Raw genomic sequence first — 21,829 nt, forward strand, 5'->3', positions numbered from 1 at the left:
CTAATCGTCTGTGTTTACCGATCATTAACCTTAACAATCAGTTAACGCCTAGACAATACAACGCTTTTTAGACGGGCTTTTCAAGCGCAATTTAATGACGGGTCAGGGCGTGGCGAGTTTTGCCGCCGGCCGCAGCTCGGCGGCGAAAGGCCAGGTCACGTTGGACATGGTCTCTATGCCCGAGGCACTGAGTGCTGCGCCAAACAGGAAGCCCTGGACGAGGTCCGGCTTGACCGAATGCACCAGGATCTTCAGCTGTTCGAAGGTTTCCACACCTTCGATGGTGACGGTCAGCCCGAGCACGCGGGTCAGGTCGACGATGCCCTTCAACAAGTCGAGCGAACGCTTGTTCTGGGTCACGTCCATCAGGAACGAACGGTCGATCTTGATCTTGTCGAGCGGCAGCTTGTGGAGGTAGCTCAGGCTTGAATAGCCGGTGCCGAAATCGTCGAGCGCAATGCGCACGCCAAGCTGCTTAAGTTCCTCGATATACTGGCGCGTTAGCGATTTGTCGTCGAGCAGTGCGGTTTCGGTGACTTCGATCTCGAGGCGGCCGGCGGCGAGCCCCGAAGTAGCAAGCGCGTCGCGAACCTTCTGGACAACGTCGCGGTTGCGGAAATCCTTGGCCGAAAGGTTGACCGAGACGCTGGTCTGTGCGGGCCATTTAGCGCATTCGGCGCAGGCAGCCGCGAGCACAAAAGTGCTGATCTCGGAAATGATGCCCATTTCTTCGGCCAGCGGAATGAAGATGCTGGGCGAAACCGGCCCGAGATCGGGATGATCCCAGCGGCACAGCGCCTCGCAACTGGCGATGCGCATGGTGTTCATCGCCACGATCGGCTGATAGACCACCCGCAGCGCCTTGCCTTCGACCGCCGTGCGCAGATCGGCCTTCATCAGCTGGCGGTTGCGGAACGCCGCATCCATCGCTGCCTCGAACAGCCGCCAGTTGTTCTTGCCGAGTTCCTTGGCCTTGTAGAGCGCCAGATCGGCCTTGACGATCATGGCGTCGACATCGGTGTCGTCGACCCTGGACAGCACGGCGCCCGCGCTTGCCTGGATGCGCAGACCGTGGCCTGCGACGTCGACCTCGCCCTGCAGATCGGCAAAGATCTGGTCGAGCAGGCCCGTCAGATGGCTTTCATCCTCGACGCGGTCGAAGAAGATCATGAACTCGTCGCCGCCGAAGCGGCTGACATTGACGCCTTGCCCGGCGACGGCCGCCAGTCGCTCGGCAACGGCATAGATAAGTCCGTCGCCGACCGGATGGCCGAGGGTGTCGTTGACGCTCTTGAAATCGTCGAGATCGAGCACCGCCAGGGCGCACAGGCGGTCGCGGCTGCCCGACGCCATGGCTTCACCGACCAGCTCATGGAAATACGCGCGGTTCGGCAGGCCGGTAAGGCTGTCATAGCGCGCCATGAAGCGGATTTTTTCCTCAGCCTCGACGCGGGCGGTGACGTCCTCGAAGGTGATGACACCGAGATCCTGATTGCCTTCGCGGGCCGAGAACTCATAGTGCTGGCCATTGGAGAAGGAGACCAGCACCTTGCGGTCGCGGCCCTCGCGCAAGGCGCGCGTCAGCTGCGCTTCGACATAACGACAGTCTTTCGGCGCCAGCATGCCGCCCGCAACGCCGCGCAGGAGCAGCGAATGGATCGACCGCCCGAGCAGCTGGTCGGGCGAGCGCAGCGACATCAGATGCGCGGCTTCGGCATTGCCGACCACGACCTTGCCGTCGGGGCCGAGCATGACCAGGCCATGCGACATGGTGTTGAGCGCGCGGTTGAAGCGCTCGGCGAGCCTGGCGGCCGTCTTGCGCTCCGAAATGGCGTTGAACAGCACGGTGCGGACGTGGCTGGCCATCCGGGTGATGATGAAGATGAACGGCACTATGTAGAGGCCGAGGATGAAATCGCCGAGATGTCCCTTGAGCATCAGCCCGACCGCGATCGGCAGCACGACCGTGAAGGCCTGCACCGCAACCATGGTCTTGGAGCCGTAATTGCGGCCGACAATGGTCACCGTCGAGCCCATTATGACGGCGATGGCGGCACTTTCCCCGAAGACATCGGGAATGAGATAGATTGAGGTGAAGCAGAAAAGCCCCATGAAGAAAGCCTGGATGGTGCCGCCAACCAGGTAGTAGCGTTCCCACTTCTTGGCTTGTTCATAAGTTTCGAAACTGCCTATGCGCAGGCCTTTGCGGATGCCGTAGTAACGGTAAAGCCCCGCCGCAAGCATAAGCGCGGCCAATGCAAGATAGGCCGGATGCCCCGAGGTAAAATAAACCAGAATGCCGATGAGGCCATGGCAAAATGCGCCAATCAGCAGGATCCCGGGATCGTTGAACAACGATCGCACGAACCCAGCATAGACGTCCTCACCTATCTCTGCGGCTTTGTTTTCTTGCATGGCCTGCGGTGTCGCACGAACCGCAGTCATGTCACATTCGCCTTAAGAAAGGTTTAGAGATGCCGTTCCGACGCCTGGCGTCAAGTCGGCTCCATCGGCGTAAACCGCGAAAATTCGTGTTCAGGTAAACAAGGCGTATCGATCACTCGGCGGCCTGAAGTTCAGGCCGCGCCGGCGTGTTGGCCAGCCGCTCGACAAGCCTTGTGCGCTCGCCCTCTGCCTTTTCGGCGCTGGCTTGCCTGACATGGCCGTAGCCGCGAATGAGCGCCGGCACCGAGGCAAGGGCGATGGCGGCCTCGATCCTGCCTGGCGCAAGTGCCTTGGCGACAAGCTCCAGATCGGCCTCATAGCGGGCCAGAAGCTGCCGCTCCATGCGCCGCTCAGTGCTGTAGCCGAACACGTCGAAGGCCGTGCCGCGCAGGCCTTTCAGCGCCGCCAGCAGGCGAAATCCCTTCATCATCCACGGGCCGAAGCTCGATTTCCTCGGCTTGCCGTCATTGCCGCGCCTGCCCATGATCGGTGGCGCCAGATGAAATTCGAGTTTGTCGTAGCTCTGGAACTGTTTTGAGAGCTCCATAGCGAAGGAGCCGTCGGTGTATAGCCGCGCCACCTCATATTCGTCCTTGATCGCCATCAGCTTGAACAGGTTTCTGGCGGCGGCCTCGGTCACCGCGGTCGAGTCAGGCACGGCCTTGGCCTCGGCAGCACGCAAAACCGCCAGCTTCTCGGCATAGCGCCTGCCATAGGCGGCATTCTGATAGGCAGAGAGGAAAGCGACGCGGCGGGCGATGATATCGTCCAGCGTCTTGGCGATCTCAGTGGCCTTGCCCGGCTGGGCGACGAGGCCGCGCACAAACTCCGGCTGATGCGCGGCGCGCCGGCCCCAGCGGAAGGCGGCGATGTTCATCGCCACCGCCTCGCCGTTTAATTCGATTGCTTTTTCAACGGCTTGCGCCGACAGCGGCAGCCCGCCATTCTGGAAGGCGAAGCCGAGCATGAACATATTGGCGCCGAGTGAATTGCCGAACAATTGGGTGGCGGTGCGCGTGGCGTCGAAGAAATGCGTCTTGTCTTCGCCGGCGGCAGCACGGATCGCCTTCTTCAGGCGCTCGATCGGCAGCGAGAAATCGGCCGAACGGGCGAATTCGCCGGGCATGATCTCGGCGGTGTTGGCGAGGAAGATGGTATGGCCTTCGCGCACTGCGGCCAGCACCTTCTTGGCGCCCGAGACGACGAGGTCGCAGCCGAGCACCAGGTCCGCCTTGCCGGCCGAAACGCGGATCGCGTGGATGTCGTCCGGAGTGCGGGCGATGCGGACATGGGTGAACACCGAGCCGCCCTTCTGGGCGAGGCCGGCCATGTCGATCATGCCGCAGCCCTTGTCCTCGAGATGGGCGGCCATGCCGAGCACAGCACCTATGGTGACGACGCCGGTGCCGCCGACACCGTCGATGATCGCCGCCCAACCCTCGCTACCGAGCGGGAATTCGGCCGGCACCGGCACGCCGTCAAGCGGGTCGGAGCGCCCGGCAATGCCTTCGGCCTTCCTGATCTTGGCGCCGTGCACGGTGACGAAGGACGGGCAGAAGCCGTTGACGCAGGAGAAGTCCTTGTTGCAGCTCGACTGGTCTATTCTGCGCTTGCGGCCGAACTCGGTTTCGGCCGGCTGGATCGAGACGCAGTTCGATTGCACGCCGCAATCGCCGCAGCCCTCGCAGACCAGTTCGTTGATGAAGACCCGCTTGTCGGGATCCGGGAAGGTGCCGCGCTTGCGGCGGCGGCGCTTTTCGGCGGCGCAGGTCTGGTCGTAGAGCAGCACCGAGACGCCCTTGACGTCGCGCAGCTCGCGCTGGACGAGGTCGAGGTCGTCGCGGTGGTGGATGGTGGCGCCGGAGGGGAATTCGGCCTTCCCCGCATATTTCTCCGGCTCGTCGGTGACGATGGCGATGCGCTCGACGCCTTCGGCGCGCACCTGCCTGGCGATCATGTCGACAGTCAGGCCGCCTTCATGCGGCTGGCCGCCGGTCATGGCGACGGCGTCGTTGTAGAGGATCTTGTAGGTGATGTTGGCATCGGTCGACAGCGCGAAGCGGATCGCCAGCGTGCCGGAGTGATTGTAGGTGCCGTCGCCAAGATTCTGGAAAATGTGGCCACGCTTCGAAAATGGCGCCTGGCCGACCCATTGTGCGCCCTCGCCGCCCATGGCGGTGAAGCCGACCGTGTTGCGGTCCATCCACAGCGCCATGAAATGGCAGCCGATACCGGCGGCGGCGATCGAGCCGTCCGGCACCTTGGTCGAGGAATTGTGCGGGCAGCCGGAGCAGAAGAACGGCGTGCGCGAACCGATATCGCTGGTGTCGGCAAGCATCGCCTGGAACTGGCGCAGCTTTGCCACCTTGCCAGTGATCTCTTCCGAAGGGCCGATTGTGCGCAGGATGCGCTCGCCCAGCGCAATGGCGATCTCGTTGGGGTCAAGCGCGCCCTTGGCCGGGAACAGCCAGTCGCCGCGCTCGTCCTTCTTGCCGACGATCGTCGGCCGCGTGGCGGTGCCGTAGAGGTTTTCGCGCAGCTGCACCTCGATCAGCGAGCGCTTCTCCTCGACGACGACGATGGTGTCGAGGCCGCGGGCGAATTCGGCGATATGCTGCAGGTCGAGCGGCCAGGGGCAGCCGACCTTGAACAGGCGGATGCCGATGCGGTTGGCGGCGGCCTCGTCGATGCCGATGTCTTCCAGCGCCTGGCGGACATCGAGATAGCTCTTGCCCAGCGTGATGATACCGAGCTTCGGCGCGCGGCCGCCCGAATAGACGATGCGGTTCAGGCCGTTGGCATGGATGAAGGCGGATGCAGCGGCGCGCTTGTATTCATGCAGCCGCTCCTCCTGGCCGAGCATGTCGATCTCATCGCGGATGTTGAGGCCGCCGGGCGGCATATCGAACTCCGGCACGACGATGTTCAGGCGCTCGAGCGCGGCATCGACGGAGGCCGTGGATTCGATGTTGTCCTTGACGCATTTGATAGCCGCCCAGGTGCCGGCGAAGCGCGACATGGCAAAGCCGTAGAGGCCGTAGTCGATGATCTCCTGAACGCCGGCCGGGTTGAGGATCGGCACCATGGTGTCGACGAACAGGAATTCGGTGGCGTGCGCATTGGTCGATGATTCGGCCATATGGTCGTCGCCCATCAGCGCAAGCACGCCGCCATGCTTCGACGATCCCGCGAGGTTGGCGTGGCGGAAAACGTCGCCGGAGCGGTCGACGCCCGGTCCCTTGCCGTACCAGACCGAAAACACCCCGTCATGCTTGCCTTCGCCCATTAATTCCGTCTGCTGAGAGCCCCAGCAGGCGGTGGCGGCAAGCTCCTCGTTGAGGCCGGGCTGGAAGACGATGTCGGCCTGCGCCAGCTGCTTTTTCGCCCGCCACAGCTGCATATCGAGGCCGCCGAGCGGCGAGCCGCGATAACCGGACACGAAGCCGGCCGTGTTGAGGCCGGCCCGGCGGTCGCGCTCGCGCTGCATCACAAGCATGCGGATGACCGCCTGTGCGCCGGACAGGAAGATGCGCTCCTTGCCAAGATCGAACTTGTCGTCGAGCGCGACGTCGTGCAGCGTCATCAGGCATTTCCTCTGCGGAGACAGCACCGGGGGCGCGCAGCCAACGTAGGAGTGAGATGGCGCAGTCTTTCTCCGCTTGCAAGGCAGGTCAAACGAAATCGAAAGTGCCAGGCAAAGCGCAACGAACGATCCGCTGCCGTCGCGTATCCGGCACGAAATCGGTCCGCGGCGGTTGTCCGGCGACCGAAAATTTCCACGCAGTCGCGCCCGGCAAAGACGCGTCAGCCTTTCGAGCAATCCGGCTTCGGCTCACCCGGCAGCTTGCCGTCGGGATGGCCGGCAAGATCGGGATTGGCCGTATAGAGCTGGTCGACCACCAGCGGCCGGTCGGGAAGGATCGACTGGTCCTCGCTCGACATCAGCGTCGTGTCGATCTTCTGCAGGAACGTGCCGTCAGGACCCCTGATGCTGATGGAGATCGCATAGGGTTTGTCCTTGACGATGCAGGTGAGCGCCGGGCTCTCCAGGCTGACCTTGTCGAGCTTCGGCCAGACCTTCTGCTCGACTACCAGGGGAGGGCCGCCGGCCGGATTCTGGAAACTGGCGACCGCCACCTGGCCTTCGCCCATCGGCTGCAGGGGCCGCAGCGTCACGACATAGGTCGCCCGGGCGAGACGGTAGTTGAAGACGACGACCTTGCCGGAAACCTCGAACAGCTTGCCGTCGCCGCCGGTGTCGCGGCAGGCGCCAAGCGCAACGGCTGCAATGAGCGCAGCACCGACAAGGATTGAACGAAAAACAACCCTAAGCATTGTTGACCTCATGTGCCGCCGTGCGGCGGCGATAGTGACGGCTTGCTTTCTGGCGGTTGCCGCACACAGCCATATCGCACCAAAGGCGGCTGGAATTGCGGCTCCTGTCGAGAAACAGCCAGCTGCAATTGGGACAGATCCTGAGCCTGGCGACCGTGTCGTCGCGCAGCAGCGACAAGGCCGAAACCGCCAGCGCCGCCTCGAACGCGATCGGCGTCGATGGATCGCCGAACGGTCTACCCGGTGCGCCGATTTCGGCAGGGCTCCGATCGAGGCCGTTGGCGCAGGCCTTGAGAAAAGCGGCGAGGTCGCCGGCGGCAAGCGCACCTTTCGACACCGCGCCGCGAAACAGGCGGTCGGTCGTCTCGCGGATCGCCAGCACCACCGGCGCGATGCTGTCCGGCGAGGTCGCCTCCAGCGGTCTGCCGCCAAGCTCGGCACCGCGAAAGCCGGTTGCGGCGTTGGCGAAGCGCGCGATCTCGGCCGGATCGGCAAAACGGTCGAAAGTCTTTTCCGGATCGTTGCGCAACACCACGGTGTTGGCCGTATCGAGCGCAAGAATGCCGCCGGTGAAGCGATGTGGGCTCCAAGATACTGTCATATCAGAAATCTAACCGATAAATCGCGTTTGACAAGTTAGATTTTACGATGCAAACCTTGGCGCGGGCTCCGGCGCCCGGAAAGCTGTCTATGCTCTATTTCTTCCAGCAGGTGCTGAACGGGCTGCATTCCGGCGCGCTCTATGCGCTGCTTGCCTTCGGCTACGTGCTGACCAATGGCATCCTGCACCGGACCAATCTCGCCTATGGCGCGCTGTTCGCCTTTTGCGGCCAGACGATGATCCTGACCGTGGCCTTCGGCTATCAGGTATTGTGGCTGACCTTGCTGGCGGCAGTGGTGCTCGGCGTCGTCACGGCTTTCCTTTATGCCGCGCTGATCGGCCACGTGCTGTCGCGCAGCGTCTTCGAACCGCTGGCCGACCGCACGCCCAATGCCATTGTGGTGACGACGCTCGGCATCCTGCTGGTGCTGTCGGAAGCAAGCCGTATCGCCGCCGACACGCATGATTGGTGGCTGCCGCCGATGCTGGCGCAGCCCATCGTTTTTGCTCAGGATGCCGGCTTCCAGGCGACGCTGACGCTGATCCAGCTCATCGATTGCGCGGTGGTTCTGGCGGCAATCATGCTCGCTGCATGGGCGTTTGCCCGCTCGGGCTTCGGCCGCCGCTGGCGCGCCGTCTCCGACGATCCCAAAGCGGCTGCCATGTGCGGCGTGGACGTGCGCGCAGTGTTCCGGCATGCGGTGCTGTTCGGCGGTTTCTGCGCCGCGCTGGCCGGAATCATGGCCGCCCTTTACTACGGCAATGTCAGCTTCGGCTCCGGCCTCGTCTACGGGCTGAAAATCCTGTTCGTGACGGCGGTGGGCGGCTATCTCTCTCCGCCTCGGGCCGCGCTCGGTGCGGCCGCCTTCGGCATGGCGGAGTCGCTATGGGCCGGCTATTTCCCGATCGAATGGCGCGATGGCTGGATGTATCTGTTCCTGGTCGCGGCACTTGTGCTGATCGGTCCCGGCCGCGACCAGCAGAAGATCGCCTGATCGCCGCATCCGCTGTCAGACTTTGGTTGCATGACGCAGCAGCCGGTCGGCACTTATCCCCTGCCTCCCGTCACGACGTCGTTGATCGCGCCCATGCCATGTTGACCCGCCGAACCACGCACGGCATACCGTTGGGCCACAGCGGCGCGACGGAAAATAGGGGAGCCGGCGCGCCTTCGACCTCAGGGAGGAAATGCATGGCAGGGCTGCTCGCTCTATCCAGAACGATCGACCGTATGAACGAGTTCATCGGCCGGTGGATATCGTGGCTGATCCTGCTGGCAATCCTGGTCAGCGCCGCCAATGCCATCATCCGCAAGGTCTTCGACGTCTCGTCGAATGCCTGGCTGGAACTGCAGTGGTACCTGTTCGGCGCCGCCTTCATGCTGGCCGCCGCCTACACGCTGAAACAGAACGACCATATCCGCATCGACATCGTCTACGGCATGTGGTCGCGCCGCGTGCAGCACTGGATCGACCTGCTCGGCCATGTCTTCTTCCTGATGCCGTTCGTGACGCTGATGGTGATCTATTTTATACCCTACGTGTCGCTGTCGTTCCGCAGCGGCGAAATGTCGAACAATTCCGGCGGCCTGATCATCTGGCCGGCCAAGGCGATCCTGCTCGTCGGCTTCTTTCTGCTGGCGCTGCAGGGCATCTCCGAGATCATCAAGAAGATCGCCATCATGCGCGGCGACATGGACGATCCCAATCCGTTCATCTCGGTGCACGAACAGGCCGAGCTCGAGGCGAAAGCCCTTGCCGAAGAAGCCAAGGCGCTCGTCCAGGAGGCGCGCCCATGATCGAGTTCATCGCCCAGAACATGGCGCCGATCATGTTCGCTTCGCTGATCATCTTCCTGCTGATCGGCTACCCCGTCGCTTTCTCGCTCGCCGCCAACGGCCTGATGTTCTTCTTCATCGGTGTCGTGCTGTCGCCCTATTCGGGCGGCTCGATCAACCTGGCGTGGCCGCTGCTGCATGCGCTGCCCGACAATTTCTACGGCAGCCGGGTGATGTCGAACGACACGCTCTTGGCAATCCCGTTCTTCACCTTCATGGGCATCGTGCTGGAACGATCGGGCATGGCCGAGGACCTGCTCGACACGATCGGCCAGCTGTTCGGCCCGGTTCGCGGCGGCCTTGCCTATGCGGTGATCTTCGTCGGTGCGCTGCTTGCCGCGACCACTGGCGTGGTCGCGGCTTCGGTCATCGCCATGGGACTTATCTCGCTTCCGATCATGCTGCGCTACGGCTATGACCGACGACTGGCGTCGGGCGTCATCGCGGCATCCGGCACACTCGCCCAGATCATCCCGCCGTCGCTGGTGCTGATCGTTCTGGCCGACCAGCTCGGCCGTTCGGTCGGCGACATGTATGCCGGCGCGCTGATCCCCGGCCTGGTGCTGACCGGCCTTTACACGCTCTACATCCTGATCATGTCGATCGTCCGGCCGAACTCGATGCCGGCGTTGCCGCTGGCGGCCCGCACGCTTGGCCACGGCGTGCTGTCGCTGCTCGCGGCACTGCTGGTGGCAGTCGCGGCTTCCTATGCGGCCTATCGCTACCTTGAGCCGGCGCATGGCGACAATGCCGACATCCTTGGCGCCAGCATCGGCGTGATCCTCATCTACATCGTGGCGATCGCCGACAAGGGCCTGAACATCAACATGATGTCCAGGCTGGCGCAGCAGGTGATCATCGTTTTGATCCCGCCTCTGGCACTGATCTTCCTGGTGCTGGGCACCATCTTCCTTGGCATCGCAACCCCGACGGAGGGCGGCGCCATGGGCGCGGTTGGCGCCCTGGCGATGGCGGCAATGAAGGGGCGGTTGTCGCTGGATGTCATCAAGCAGGCGCTGGCGTCGACCACCAGGCTTTCCTCCTTCGTGCTGTTCATCCTGATCGGCGCGCGGGTGTTCTCGCTGACCTTCTACGGCGTCAACGGCCACGTCTGGGTCGAGCATTTGTTGACGTCGCTGCCGGGCGGCGAAGTCGGCTTCCTGATCGGCGTCAACATCCTGGTCTTCGTGCTCGCCTTCTTCCTCGACTTCTTCGAGCTCGCCTTCATCATCGTACCGCTCTTGGCGCCGGCTGCCGATAAGCTCGGCATCGACCTGATCTGGTTCGGCGTGCTGCTCGGCGTCAACATGCAGACAAGCTTCATGCACCCGCCTTTCGGCTTTGCGCTGTTCTACCTGCGCTCTGTCGCCGCGCGCGTGCCCTATCTCGATCGCCTCACCGGCAAGCAGATCGCGCCGGTGACCACCGGCCAGATCTATTGGGGCGCCGTGCCCTTCGTCTGCATCCAGGTGATCATGATCGGGCTGACCATCGCCTTCCCGCAAATGGTCATGCGCTACAAGGGTGCGGCCGTCGATCCGGGAACGATCGAGATCAACTTGCCTGATATGCCAGGCCTTGCGCCTCTCGGCACACCACCACCAGCCAACGGTGGCCCATCACCCGCGGCGCCACCGTCGAACGATCTCTCGCAGCCGCCGAATTTCGGCGAGACGCCGCCCGCCAAGCCGGCGCCGCCGGCGACCGACCTGTCGCAGCCGCCGAACTTCAACTGATGTGTGAACACTGAGAACCTGAGTGAGGATGTCATGAGAGCCGTGCGCCTGGAAGCCGTGGCCAGCATTGCGCTACGGGAGGTCGACAAGCCTGTTGCGGGACCGCAGGACGTTCTGGTGCGCGTTGAAGCCTGCGGCGTTTGCGGCACCGACCGTCACCTCCTCCACGGCGAATTCCCTTCGAGCCCGCCGGTGACGCTTGGTCACGAATTCTGCGGCATCGTCGAGGCTGTCGGCGACGCGGTTTCCGGCATCGCCATCGGTGACCGTGTTACCGGCGATCCCAACATCTTCTGCGGACGCTGCAGTCATTGCCGAGCCGGCCGCGTCAATCTGTGCAGCAATCTCAGGGCCATCGGCATCCATCGCGACGGCGGCTTCGCCGACTACGTCGTGATGCCGCAGAACCAGGCCTTTCTTCTGCCTGCGAACCTCAAGCCAACGCATGGCGCCTTCTGCGAGCCGCTGGCCTGCTGCCTGCACGCTGTCGACCTCGCCGGAATCAGACCCGGCGCTGCCGTGGTGGTGCTTGGTGGCGGCGTCATCGGCCTGCTTACCGTGCAATTGGCGAGGCTCGCAGGAGCGGCGACCATCATCCTGTCGACGCGGCAGGCCTCCCGCCGGGCGCTCGCTGAAGAACTCGGTGCAACGGCGACGGTCGACCCAAACGCGGTCGACCCGATCGAGGCGATCGCCGGCCCAGCCGGTCTTGTGCCCGGCGGGGCCGACGTGGTGCTCGAATGCGCCGGTGTCCCCGATACCGTCGAACAATCGATGCGGCTGGCGAAGTCCGGCGGCTCGGTGGTGATCGTCGGCGTGATGCCGCAAGGCGTGAAAGTGCCCTTCGAACCGTTCGACATCCTGTTTCGCGAACTGAAGGTTCTCGGCTCGTTCATCAACCCCTTCACCCACAGGCGGGCGGCGGACCTTGTCGCGTCCGGCGCAATCGAGATCGACAAGCTCATCTCAAGGCAGGTCGGCCTGGAGGAAGCCGCCTCGGTGATCGCCAATCCGGCAGCGCCCGGCGAGGTCAAGGTGTTGGTGGTGCCGGGCAGGGAATGAAGGGCAGCCTCAATCCTGCGACGTTGGCGATTGGCGAAACGACGATGACCGCGTCCCTCTCCCCGTCACTATACGGGGAGAGGATGCCGGCAGGCAGGTGAGGTGCAGCGTCAACGCTTGGAGAGATAAGCTATAATTTCGGGGCGGCTACCAAGCCCAAGGCGATCAATCGCCGAAGTTTGCGCCGCCCCTCATCCACCTGCCGGGACCTTCTCCCCGTATAGTGACGGGGAGAAGGGACAGATCCCAGCCTACAGTTTGCCGTTGCGCTGCTGGACCATCATGAAGGTGTCGTAATTGTACTCGGCCACCTGCGCCCACAGATAGTGCTCCTTGCGGAAGCCCTTGATCGAGTCCCAGATCTTCTTGAACGGTGCGTTGGTGGCTTCCATTTCGGTGTAGACCTCATTGGCCTTCTCGAAACAGGCGGCCATGATGTCCTGGCTGAACGGGCGCAATTTCGCGCCGCCGGCCACCAGCCGCTTGACTGCTGCAGGATTGAGGTAGTCGTATTTCTGCAGCATGTTGGCGTCCGCCGCGTGCGCGGCCGTGTGCACCAGCGACTTGTAGGCCGGCGAAAGCTCTTCGTACTTCGCCTTGTTGAACAGGAGATGGACGGTCGGGCCGCCTTCCCACCAGCCGGGATAGTAGTAATAGGGCGCGACCTTGTAGAAGCCGAGCTTCTCGTCGTCATAGGGGCCGACCCATTCGGCGGCGTCGATCGTGCCTTTTTCCAGCGCCGGATAGATGTCGCCACCGGCGATCTGCTGCGGCACGACACCGAGCTTCTGCACCACTTTGCCGGCAAAGCCGCCGATGCGCATCTTGAGGCCGGACAGGTCGGCGACGGTGTTGATCTCCTTGCGGAACCAGCCGCCCATCTGCACGCCGGTGTTGCCGCCGGGCAGGCCGAAAAGACCCTGCGTGGCAAGAAACTCGTTGAACAGGTCGATGCCGCCGCCATGATAGTGCCAGGCATTCATGCCGCGCGCGTTGAGCGAGAACGGCACTGCCGCACCGAGCGCCCATGTCGGGTCCTTGCCCCAGTAATAGTATGACACCGTGTGGCAGGCCTCGACAGTGCCGGCAGTGGTGGCGTCGGCGGCCTGCAGGCCGGGCACGAGTTCGCCGGAGGCGAAGACCTGGACCTGGAAATTGCCGTCCGTCGCTTCCGACAGCATCTTGGAGAAGACTTCCGCGCCGCCATAGATCGTATCGAGTGACTTGGGGAAGGATGACGCCAACCGCCACGTCACTTTCGGATTGGACTGGGCGATTGCCGGTGCGGCTAGCGTCGCGGCAGCCGCCGCGGCGCCCACGCCGGTGACCCCGGCCTTGCGGATGAATGAACGACGATCCATGCAGAACCTCCCTTTTGGACCAACAAACCGACATCAGGGACATCTCCTCGCGCCCGCTGTCGATTTGCCCGAAACAATACACGGGCAAGGGGTCGAGTCCAGCATGGCGGCGGGATTTGAGGCGGCGCTAATGACAAATCCGCGAGGCGCGCGCCCGGCCTGCAACTATAGTCTAACGGTCGCGCGTGGCCCATGCGAGATGGCGAAACTTGGCATGGAAAAGCGCCTTCGGATCGCCTATTTTGCAGGCACAATAGATTATTCGCTTCGCTCCAAATGGAATCCGGACCCAAAATGCACCAGCCGCTCGTCGCCATATCAACCGACGTCCGTCAGTTCGACAACTACACTTGGCATGCCGTCCCGCAGCAATATATCGAGGCAGCACTTTCCGGCGCCGGCGTGTTCCCGCTTTTGGTGCCGTCATTCGGTGACCGGCTCGACTTCGACGAGCTGTTGTCTTCGGTCGACGGTGTCATGGTCACTGGCTCGAAGTCCAACGTGCATCCATCGCTCTATGGCGGCGACGCCAGCGAAGCCAACGGCCCCTACGACCCGGCGCGCGATTCCACCACGCTGCCGCTGATCCGCAAGGCGATCGAGCGCGGCGTGCCGCTGCTTGCCATCTGCCGCGGCATCCAGGAGTTGAACGTGGCGCTAGGCGGCACGCTTGGCACCGAGATCCAGGAGCGCGAAGGTTCGCTGGACCATCGCGCGCAGGTGAGCGACAATCAGGACGAACGTTTCGCCATTCACCAGACCATTTCGATCAAGCCGGGCAGTTGCCTGGCCGGTGTATTCGGCGCCGGCGACATCAAGGTCAACTCGCTGCACCGCCAAGGCATCGACCGGCTCGGCTCGAAGCTGCAAGTCGAGGCGGTTGCCGGCGACGGCACGGTGGAGGCGGTTTCGGTGAAGGACGCCCGCGCCTTCGCCGTCGGCGTGCAATGGCACCCCGAATACTGGGTCAAGTCGGACGGCAACTCGGCCAAGATCTTCCGCGCCTTCGGCGATGCGGTGCGGCTGCATGCGGCGGCGAAGGCCGGTGCACGGGCGGCGGCGGAATAAATCCCGACGATCAATTGCCGGCGGATTGATCCCGTTCGCCGGTTGTCGCCAGCGAAAGCAGCGGCGTGGCCGGAGCGTAGGATTCGTAGCCGTCGCCATCCGCAACCGAGAAGGTGACGATCGGGTCGGTGCCGTCGGCGCTGAACGCGATTGTGCCGTCCTCGCCCTCTCGCCAGAATTTTGCCCGCTCGATCCCCGGCAGCAACCCGCGGCAACTCGGCGCCACGGCCAACAGCGACAGGCCATCGTCAATCGCGGCGCCGCGGCTAACCGCGCAGTCGCCTTCGTCGCCATTGGCGACCAGCCTGAAGGTGGTTGCCGGCCTTGCTTCATTGGCCGAACTTTCACTGCTGCCGCCGTGAAACAGCTGAAAGCCGGCGAAAAGTGCCGCTGCCGCAATCAATGCCGGAACTTTCGTCATCTTGCACTCCGCGCCCCCCGGCGCAGATGCAGAATGATTCCAAAGCGTTAAGCCGACGTTAACGAGTGTGGCAGAGAGCCGCTCAGCTTCGTGGCTTGACTTGCGCCGTCTCAGGCACCGGGGTCAGTGGCCGGCGCTCGCTGAACCAGGATACCAGATTGTCGACGCACAGATCCGCCATGGCGCGGCGCGTATGGTGCGAGGCCGAGCCGACATGGGGCAAAAGCGAGGTTGGCGCGTCCAGCAAAGCCTTGGGCACATTCGGTTCATCGGCGAAAACATCGAGCCCGGCCGCGGCGATGGTGCCGTTGGCAAGCGCTGCGGCGAGGTCTGCCTCGTCGACCGTGCTGCCACGGCCGATGTTGACGAAAACGCCGTTGGCGCCAAGCGCCGCCAGGATTTCGGCATTGACCGCCTTCTCCGTGGAAGCGCCGCCCGGCACTACGGAAATCAGCGTATCGACCGCTTCGGCAAGGCCCTTCAGCGTCGGGTGGTATTCATAAGCCAGACCTTCGACCTTGCGCCTGTTGTGGTAGGCCACCGGAAGCCCGAACGCTTCCAGCCGGCGCGCAATGGCAAGGCCGATGCGGCCCATGCCGAAAATGCCGACATGCCGACCGCGCAAGGTCAGCCGGCTCAGGGGATAGTTGCCCTTCTTCACCCAACTGCCGTCGCGCAGCCATTTCTCGGCCTTGTAAAGTTCACGCACGGTGTTGAGCAAAAGGCCGACCGTGGTGTCGGCGACCTCCTCGGTCAAAACATCGGGGGTGTTGGTGACCATGATGTTTTTCTTGGCCGCATGGCCGGCATCGACCGAATCATAGCCGACGCCGAAGGAGGCGATGAGTTCGAGGTTGGGCAATGCATCCATCAATGCCGCATTGACGCCGGCGAAGGACGCAATGGCGCGCACGTCATGGCGCATCTCGTCGGTGACCAGGGCGGGATCGGCGCGCTCTATCTTGACCCGCTTGAAGGTGCGGTCGATGCGCTCGACCGCATGGTCGTTGAAATGTCCTGGCACCAGAACGGCGACGGTCTGCAACGCATCAGTCTTGGTCATGCACGCTCCACCGGCTTGCCGGTCGACTGGCGCACATGCAGTTCCGGCTTGATCAGTTCCTGTGACGGCCGTACCGCCTGTCCGTTCAGCTTGTCGAGCAGCGCGCTGGCGGCACGGCGGCCGACCTCTCGCTGGCCATTCCAGACTGTGGTGAGCGCCGGTGTCGCGATTGCCGCCTCCTCGAGATCGTCATAGCCGGTCACCGAGATGTCGGCGCCCGGCACCAGGCCGGCGCGGGCAATGCCGTTCATCAGGCCGATGGCGACCAGATCATTCCAGCAGCAAGCGGCGGTTGGCTTGTCTTTAAGCGCCAGAAACTGTCCAGCCGCCTCGAATCCGCCCTGCTTGGTGCGCGGCCCGGCGATGCGCCAGGACGGCCTGACCTCAAGCCCGGCGGCCTCCATGGCGTTGAGATAGCCCTGGTAGCGGTCGCGCCCGGTCGAGGTCTGGTCGGTGCCGCCGATCATGGCGATGCGCTTGTGCCCGAGCGAGATCAGATGATTGGTGGCAAGTGCCGTGCCATAGGCATCGTCGCCGCGAAACACCGGCACGTCGGCGCCTTCCACGCTGCGTGCGATCAGCACCGCCGGCAGGCCGTTTTCCTCGGCCATGACGATGTCAGAGGCCGGCGTGCCGATGGCCGGGGACATGATGACGCCGTCGGCGCCGAGCTGCAGCAGCGTATCGATGAAGGTGCGTTGCTTTTCCAACTGGTCGTAGTGATTGGACAGGATGAAGGTCTGCCGGCTGCGGTCGAGTTCGCTCTCGATCGAGCGCAGGATCTCGGCGAAGAACGGGTTCATGATGTCATGCACGACGACGCCGACAATGCCCGAGCGCGAGGTGCGCAGTGAGGCGGCGCGGCGGTTGTAGATATAACCGATGGCCCGCGCGTGCTCCTTGATGCGGTCACGCGTGGCGCCTGCGACCAGCGGGCTGTCGCGCAAGGCGAGGGAGACGGTGGCCGTGGAGACGCCAAGCGCATCCGCGATCGTCGAAAGCTTGATCTTTTGTGCCAGCCCTTGGCTCCCCGAGTCTTTTAAATTTTTTAAATGCGGCGTTATGCCATCGGATTCGGCGCAAATCAAAGTTTTTTCGCCAGAGCCTCCGCCTCGGCATCGACGGTCGTGCGATTGCGCAGCCGCAGACGGTGCTCGCGATGGATGATGTAAAGGCCGCTGGCGACGATGATGGCTGCACCCACCAGCGTCCAGCGGTCGGGGAACTGGTGGAAGATGATCCAGCCGGACAGGATCATCCAGACCATCTGCGAATAGGGGTACGGCGCCAGCGCCGTGGTGGTCGCCAGGCGGTAGGCCTGCACCAGCAGCCAGTGGCCGCCGGCGCCGAACACGCCCAGCATCACCAGGATGAACCAGTGCCAGCTATCCTGCGGCAGCCCATGCGAGAACGGCAGCATCGGCAGAAGCAGCACGGCCGGCGCCAGCGCCGAAAACAGGATCAGGCTTTCCGAGGTTTCGCTGGCTGACATCCGCCGCGTCATGATGACGTAAAAACTGTTCGACAGCATCGAGCCGAGCGCGAAAAGATGGCCGATGCCGAACACGCCGATGCCCGGCCTTGTAATGACGAGCACGCCGACAAAGCCCGACAGGATTGCCAGCCAGCGCCGCCAGCCGGCCCATTCACCAAGCAGCGGCCCGGCAAGGGCGGTGATCACCATCGGCCCGAAGAAGTAGATCGAGGTGGTCTCGGCCAGTTGAAGCGTTTTGAGCGCCATGACGTTGCACATCGTCGAGCCGAACAGCAGACCGCCGCGCAGGATGTGGGCCGGCAAATTGTTGGCGCGGAAGCGCGACGGCTCGCGCCAGCCGCGCAGGAAGACGCCGACAAGCAGGACATGGACGGTGAAGCGGGCCCAGGCGACGATCAGCGCCGAGACGCCGGCCAGGACCAGATATTTGCTCGATGTGTCGAGAAAGGTGAAAAAGACATAGGTGGAAAGCATGAACAGCATCGCCGCGGGCGGCGTTGCGCTTTCGTCTGCTTTTGCGGGAACGTTCAATGTCAGGCCGGGCAGGGAGGAGCAACGCTTAACCTTTGCGGCAATCGCCTGCGCCCGGCAAGCCAAAAGCGACTGGCACAACAGGAGCCGCGCGCAGGCTCAGCGCGGGCCGATCCTATGCCGGCTAAAGCGCCTCGCCGGATGCCACTTGCGCCTGGAGATGAAGCCACAACGCCTGGGCGACGGGTCCATGCGGTCGGTCGCGCCGGCGCACCGCCGCCAGGGTCTCCGTCCGGCCGGGCAGATGTGCACCAGCGATCGAGATCAGCCTCCTATCCCGCAGTTCGTCCTCGATCAGCCATGCCGGCAGATGGCCCCAGGCCAGTCCGTGAAGGATCAGTTCCTTCTTCATCAGATGATCCGGCGCCGAGCACTGATGCGCACCGTCGATGAGGAAATAGCTCTCCGGCGATGGCCGCCGCGCCGTGTCGCGGATCACGCACTGGGTGAAGGGCCGCATCTGCTCCGGCGCAATCTCGCGGCCAGGCGCGAACGGAAGGAACCCAGGCGCCACCACCGGCACGAGGGGCACCGCGCAGAGATCGATCCGCTCGAGATGCGGATCGGAAGGATCCGCGCGATGGAAGATGAGGTCAGCCGAGCCTTCCATCAACCGTTCGAGCGGACCGCCGACCGCCTCGTACTCCAGGTGCAGGCGTGTCCCGGTGCGTTCGGCAAAGAAGCCGCTGAGCATACGCAGGATTTGCGGTCGCGGGCAGAGATCACCCATGACGACACGCAGGACCGTCTCCTCGCCGCTCGCCAACTGGCCCGCATAGGTTCGCAGATGGTCGAGCTCGCGCAATGTCAGCTGCGCTCGCGCGTGAAACTCGCGGCCCGCCTCCGTCAGCCCCACCCGATATCCGCTGCGGTCGAGAAGTGTGAGCCCGAGCAACTGCTCGAGGCGTGCGACAGCGGCGAAGACGGATGGATGCGATCGGTTCAAGGCAAGGGCGGCCGCCTGGAAGCTGCCCTCGCTTGCCACGGCGTCAAAGCACCGTAGGTCGTGGAGTTTTAGACCATTCATTATCGTAAAAACCTACTGAGATCGTCCAATCATAGTAATTTTCCTGGATAATTACGAGGCCTAGGGTGGCTCATTCAAAGGGCGGCGGGAGCATCGAACTCCTTTCGCCAGGGTGAGATGAGGACCAGATGACTGACACGCTTTATTTTACGACGGGCGACGGCTGCCGGATCGCCTATCAGCTGGCGGGGGCCGGCCCTGTGCTTGTGCTCTCGAATTCCATTGCGACGAACCTGCATATGTGGGACCGGCAGCTTGCGGAATTTGCCGGATCTTTCCGGGTGCTGCGCTATGATCTGCGCGGCCACGGCAGTTCCGATGCTCCGGCCGGAGCCTATTCGCTCGATCGGCTGGGCCGCGACGTCCTTGAGCTGCTGGATGCGCTTCAGATCGCCCGCGTGCATTTCTGCGGGCTGTCGCTGGGCGGCTTCGTAGGGCAGTGGCTGGGTATCCATGCCCCGGACCGCATCGAGCGTCTCATCCTTTCCAACACCTCGCCACATCTCGGGCCGGCTTCTTACTTTGACGAGCAGATCCGTACTGTCCTTGCTGCGAGCAACATGTCGGCCGCCGCGGACATGTTCATGCACAACTGGTTTCCCGCCTCGATGCTTGCCGGCCCAAACGAAACCGTCGACGCGTTCCGCGCGATGGTCCTGGCGACGCCGCCCCAAGGTCTCGCGGGATGCTTCGCCGCCGTACGCGATTGCGATCTGCGCCGGACTGTCTCCCTCATTACCGCCCCCACCCTGGTGATCGGTGGAGAAGACGACAAGGTAACACTGGCAAGCCACAGCGAGGCGATCGCAGCCAGCATCCCCGGCGCCACGCTTACACTGCTTCCGGGCGTCCATATGCTGAACGTCGAGCGGCCGACTGAATTCATGAGCGCCGTTACACGCTTCCTGCTGAATTAGGCGTGCATGCGGGCGCCCTTGGTGATCTTGTCGACGAGTTTCTTGTCGGCACGCAGCGCGATGCCGACGATCTTGGCGTCCTCAGGGCCGAACTCGGCGAAGACGGCGCGGTTGGCCGCATCGAAGCCGGTGGCAAACATCTCCTCGACATAGGCTGACGCCGTCACGCGCCGCTCCAGCGCCTTCCGGTGGATGGAGTTGAGCGTCGGCCCATCGGCCGAAAGCACGATGACCGGCTGGATCGACAGAGGATTGTAAAGGTTGCCGGCGCGGTCGCGGTAGGGTTCGCCGATAATGTCGGGGAATTGCGCGACGACGCCGCTGGTCAGGAAGGCCGTGACGTTGAGCTTTTGCCAGACGGCGAGATCGTCCCGCAGCACGATTGCAAATTTCGTATCGAACACCAAAATGAGGACTCCGGAGCACGCCCATGAAGGGCAGGGATAGGTGATGACGCACGATCTAGACGGTGAGGCGACACAGGGTCTTGGACGTTCGTGCGCGGATGAAGACCGGATCGTCTCGGCGCCAGGCAGCACCGGCATCGAGCGCATCGAGGCGCATTTCCATGGCAACGCCTTCGACCTGCACCGTCATGATACACTTGCCGTCGGCGTGACGCTTTCCGGTGTGCAGCGCTTCCACTACAGGGGCACTGTCAACCACAGCCTGCCCGGCCAGGTTATCGTGCTGCATCCCGACGAAGTGCACGATGGCGGCGCCGGGACCGAGGATGGTCTGCGCTACCGGATCCTCTATCTGGAACCCTCACTGCTGCTCGACTGCCTCGACGGCGCGCCGCTGCCTTTCGTCAGGGATGCTGTGGTCAGCGATCCTGCCTTGCGTGGCACGCTGCTTTCGGCCCTGTCGCCGCTCGATGAGGAACTGGACGAGCTGTTCGTCGCCGATTTCGTTGCGGAGCTGGCGCAGCATCTGGGGCGTCATGCGGGACAGAAAGCAAAGCCGATGGGGAAGTCGGCCTCGCGTGCGGCAGCGCTGGCGCGCGGCTATCTCGAGGAGAATGCCGAGCGGTCCGTTCGTTCCGATGAGCTGGAAGCCGTCACCGGGCTCGACCGCTATGCGCTGTCACGCCATTTTCGCGCGACCTATTCCACCAGCCCGCATCGGTTCCTGCTGATGCGCCGGCTGCAAAAGGCAAGACGGATGATCGAGGTGGGCGAGCCGCTGGCCGAGATTGCCGTTGGCGCCGGCTTCAGCGACCAGAGCCATTTCAACAGGCATTTCAAGAAAGCATTCGGCTTGACGCCCGGCCGCTGGTCGACCCTGGTGCGCGGGCCTTCGGTAGCCGCCTAGGAAGATCAATCGTCGATGTCGCCATCGTCGTCGACAAGCACCAGCTCCTCGTTCGACAAATTGGCCTCGATGCGGGCGAGCAGCTTGAACAGCGTCTTCTGTTCTTTCTTGTCGAGGCCCTTCAACGCCTGCTTCTCGGTCTTCTTCACCGACTTCTCGATGGCGTGGATGATCTCGCGGCCGGTGTCGGTGAGAAAGATATGCGCCTGGCGTGCATCCGCGGAAGAGGCGCGCTTTTCCAAAAAGCCCTGGGCCTGCAGCCGGTTGATGGTCTTGGTGATGGTCGGCGGGCGAACGCCGAGGCGGCCGGCGAGATTGCCGGGCGTCTGGCCGTCCTCGCGGTCGAGCGTCAGCATGATCTGGTCCTGGCCGGCATAGAAGCCGTGCGCCAGAAGCCGCGCCGCCAGCGCGGTCCTTGCCAGCCTTGCCGCCGAATGCAGCCGGCTCATCGTTGCAGTCTTGTCCGCCTTGGCCATGGTGATCCCTCTTCGGCCGTACCGGTGCGTGCAGCATAGACGCAGCCGGCCGGTTGGCAATCGACGATCCAAAAGATTCCGGCTTTCGAAACAGCTTTGCCGGCAAGCATTTGTGGTGCTCGAAATGGTGATGCCAGATG

Annotated in this window: 19 protein-coding genes; 7 read left to right on the forward strand and 12 right to left on the reverse strand. The window is 63.4% G+C overall.

What is annotated here, in order from left to right; genetic code table 11:
* Window positions 1-102: 102 nt before the first annotated feature.
* From NLY36_RS17825 to NLY36_RS17840, 4 genes are all read right to left on the reverse strand, one after another.
* On the reverse strand, window positions 103-2,445 hold the full coding sequence (locus tag NLY36_RS17825) for a putative bifunctional diguanylate cyclase/phosphodiesterase (protein ID WP_031196397.1): 2,343 nt from the start codon (window positions 2,443-2,445) through the stop codon (window positions 103-105).
* A gap of 112 nt (window positions 2,446-2,557) precedes the next feature.
* Complete coding sequence (locus NLY36_RS17830; RefSeq protein WP_023695935.1) at window positions 2,558-6,028, reverse strand: indolepyruvate ferredoxin oxidoreductase family protein; 3,471 nt, start codon at window positions 6,026-6,028, stop codon at window positions 2,558-2,560.
* A gap of 221 nt (window positions 6,029-6,249) precedes the next feature.
* A complete protein-coding gene (locus tag NLY36_RS17835; protein ID WP_023694704.1) occupies window positions 6,250-6,780 on the reverse strand; it encodes a hypothetical protein in 531 nt (176 codons plus the stop codon).
* Window positions 6,773-7,381: a CGNR zinc finger domain-containing protein gene (locus NLY36_RS17840; RefSeq protein WP_023694705.1), complete on the reverse strand. Its 609-nt coding sequence runs from the start codon at window positions 7,379-7,381 to the stop codon at window positions 6,773-6,775. The genes NLY36_RS17835 and NLY36_RS17840 overlap by 8 nt, the downstream gene beginning before the upstream one ends.
* A gap of 89 nt (window positions 7,382-7,470) precedes the next feature.
* On the opposite strand from NLY36_RS17840, the gene NLY36_RS17845 reads away from it, so the two are divergent.
* The 4 genes from NLY36_RS17845 to NLY36_RS17860 all read left to right on the forward strand — a co-directional run bounded on the left by NLY36_RS17845 (window position 7,471) and on the right by NLY36_RS17860 (window position 12,016).
* The gene (locus tag NLY36_RS17845; protein WP_023695936.1) at window positions 7,471-8,376 is read left to right on the forward strand and encodes a branched-chain amino acid ABC transporter permease; all 906 of its coding nucleotides are present in this window, start codon (window positions 7,471-7,473) and stop codon (window positions 8,374-8,376) included.
* Between the two features lie 197 nt (window positions 8,377-8,573).
* The gene (locus tag NLY36_RS17850) at window positions 8,574-9,179 is read left to right on the forward strand and encodes a TRAP transporter small permease subunit (protein ID WP_023695937.1); all 606 of its coding nucleotides are present in this window, start codon (window positions 8,574-8,576) and stop codon (window positions 9,177-9,179) included.
* Entirely contained in the window at window positions 9,176-10,954 is a 1,779-nt protein-coding gene (locus NLY36_RS17855) for a TRAP transporter large permease (protein ID WP_023695938.1), read from the forward strand. Before NLY36_RS17850 ends, NLY36_RS17855 begins: the two co-directional genes overlap by 4 nt.
* A 33-nt stretch (window positions 10,955-10,987) precedes the next feature.
* Window positions 10,988-12,016, forward strand: coding sequence for a zinc-dependent alcohol dehydrogenase family protein (locus NLY36_RS17860; protein WP_023695939.1), 1,029 nt, complete (start codon window positions 10,988-10,990; stop codon window positions 12,014-12,016).
* Window positions 12,017-12,267: 251 nt separating this feature from the next.
* On the opposite strand, the gene NLY36_RS17865 is transcribed toward NLY36_RS17860, so the two are convergent.
* Window positions 12,268-13,377 carry a TRAP transporter substrate-binding protein gene (locus NLY36_RS17865; protein WP_023695940.1) on the reverse strand — a complete coding sequence of 370 codons (1,110 nt, stop codon included), beginning with the start codon at window positions 13,375-13,377 and terminating at the stop codon, window positions 12,268-12,270.
* 294 nt (window positions 13,378-13,671) lie between these two features.
* Here NLY36_RS17865 and NLY36_RS17870 point away from each other — a divergent pair, with 294 nt between their 5' ends.
* A complete protein-coding gene (locus NLY36_RS17870) occupies window positions 13,672-14,445 on the forward strand; it encodes a gamma-glutamyl-gamma-aminobutyrate hydrolase family protein (protein ID WP_023695941.1) in 774 nt (257 codons plus the stop codon).
* 10 nt (window positions 14,446-14,455) lie between these two features.
* Here the strand turns inward: NLY36_RS17870 and NLY36_RS17875 are convergent, their stop codons facing one another.
* From NLY36_RS17875 to NLY36_RS17895, 5 genes are all read right to left on the reverse strand, one after another.
* Window positions 14,456-14,866 carry a hypothetical protein gene (locus NLY36_RS17875; RefSeq protein ID WP_023695942.1) on the reverse strand — a complete coding sequence of 137 codons (411 nt, stop codon included), beginning with the start codon at window positions 14,864-14,866 and terminating at the stop codon, window positions 14,456-14,458.
* An 82-nt stretch (window positions 14,867-14,948) separates the two neighbouring features.
* Entirely contained in the window at window positions 14,949-15,929 is a 981-nt protein-coding gene (locus NLY36_RS17880; RefSeq protein WP_023695943.1) for a 2-hydroxyacid dehydrogenase, read from the reverse strand.
* Window positions 15,926-16,948, reverse strand: a complete 1,023-nt coding sequence (locus tag NLY36_RS17885; protein WP_023671355.1) for a LacI family DNA-binding transcriptional regulator — start codon at window positions 16,946-16,948, stop codon at window positions 15,926-15,928. The genes NLY36_RS17880 and NLY36_RS17885 overlap by 4 nt, the downstream gene beginning before the upstream one ends.
* Window positions 16,949-17,013: 65 nt before the next feature.
* Entirely contained in the window at window positions 17,014-17,898 is an 885-nt protein-coding gene (locus NLY36_RS17890) for a DMT family transporter (RefSeq protein WP_032934323.1), read from the reverse strand.
* 181 nt (window positions 17,899-18,079) lie between these two features.
* The gene (locus tag NLY36_RS17895) at window positions 18,080-18,982 is read right to left on the reverse strand and encodes a LysR family transcriptional regulator (protein ID WP_023695945.1); all 903 of its coding nucleotides are present in this window, start codon (window positions 18,980-18,982) and stop codon (window positions 18,080-18,082) included.
* A gap of 128 nt (window positions 18,983-19,110) precedes the next feature.
* Between NLY36_RS17895 and NLY36_RS17900 the strand changes: the two genes are divergently transcribed.
* Window positions 19,111-19,899, forward strand: coding sequence for an alpha/beta fold hydrolase (locus NLY36_RS17900; RefSeq protein WP_023689240.1), 789 nt, complete (start codon window positions 19,111-19,113; stop codon window positions 19,897-19,899).
* On the opposite strand, the gene NLY36_RS17905 is transcribed toward NLY36_RS17900, so the two are convergent.
* Complete coding sequence (locus NLY36_RS17905) at window positions 19,896-20,303, reverse strand: DUF2000 family protein (protein WP_023695946.1); 408 nt, start codon at window positions 20,301-20,303, stop codon at window positions 19,896-19,898. The genes NLY36_RS17900 and NLY36_RS17905 overlap by 4 nt on opposite strands.
* 46 nt (window positions 20,304-20,349) lie before the next feature.
* Between NLY36_RS17905 and NLY36_RS17910 the strand changes: the two genes are divergently transcribed.
* Window positions 20,350-21,213, forward strand: a complete 864-nt coding sequence (locus tag NLY36_RS17910) for an AraC family transcriptional regulator (RefSeq protein WP_023736881.1) — start codon at window positions 20,350-20,352, stop codon at window positions 21,211-21,213.
* A 5-nt stretch (window positions 21,214-21,218) separates the two neighbouring features.
* On the opposite strand, the gene NLY36_RS17915 is transcribed toward NLY36_RS17910, so the two are convergent.
* Window positions 21,219-21,689 (reverse strand): MarR family winged helix-turn-helix transcriptional regulator, encoded by a 471-nt coding sequence (locus NLY36_RS17915; RefSeq protein ID WP_023671361.1) that lies wholly within the window; start codon window positions 21,687-21,689, stop codon window positions 21,219-21,221.
* Between the last annotated feature and the right edge of the window lie 140 nt (window positions 21,690-21,829).

The sequence above is a fragment of the Mesorhizobium sp. C399B genome (assembly GCF_030323185.1).
Taxonomy (GTDB): domain Bacteria; phylum Pseudomonadota; class Alphaproteobacteria; order Rhizobiales; family Rhizobiaceae; genus Mesorhizobium.